1 protein-coding gene is annotated in these 724 nt (G+C 65.7%); it reads right to left on the minus strand.

Going from position 1 to position 724, the window contains the following annotated elements:
* Positions 1-32: 32 nt before the first annotated feature.
* The coding region (locus MFF64_RS36565) for an IS256 family transposase (protein ID WP_238193920.1) at positions 33-724 on the minus strand (692 nt) is incomplete at its 5' end.

Here is a 724-nt window from a genome sequence, read left to right on the forward strand (position 1 = left end):
GAGCTATGCGGGGATTTGGGTGACGAGGCTGGTCAGGCGGCGCGGTGATCTGGGCTCGCGGTGACCTCGGTCCCGTCCCGGAAGATGACGCCGGCCACCACTTTCGGCAACTGGTTCTCGCCCGTCAGTCGCCGCCAGGTCTTCGCCGCAGCCATCACGAGCTTGAACACCATCAGCTTGGCAGTCGTGGGCGAGAGTGCCCCCTTCGTGCGCACCGTCCGGTGTCGGACCGTCGCGAACACGCTCTCGATCGGGTTCGTCGTTCGCAGATGATCCCAATGCTCGGCCGGCATGTCGTAGAACGCCAGCAGCGCGTCTTTGTCCTTCGTCAGGCATTCGCTCGCACGCGCATACTTCACCCCGTACTTCTCCACGAACACGTCCATCGCCACCTCGGCTTGTGCCCGCGTCGACGCGCCGGAGATCTCGCGCAGATCCGCCTTCATCGCCGATTGCACGGACTTCGGGACCTTGTTGAGGACATTGGCCGTCTTGTGCTGCCAGCAGCGCTGATGGCGCGTGCCGGGGAGGACCTCGTCCAGCGCCTTCCAGAAGCCCAGAGCCCCGTCTCCCACAGCCAGCATCGGCGCCACCGACAACCCGCGCCGCTTCACGTCGACCAGCAACTCCCGCCAACTCTGCGCACTCTCGCGCACCCCGACCTGGAAGCCGACCAGTTCCTTCCTGCCTTCCGGCGTGGCGCCGATCAGGACCAGCATGCACT

This window comes from Methylobacterium frigidaeris (assembly GCF_022179185.1).
Lineage (GTDB): Bacteria > Pseudomonadota > Alphaproteobacteria > Rhizobiales > Beijerinckiaceae > Methylobacterium > Methylobacterium frigidaeris.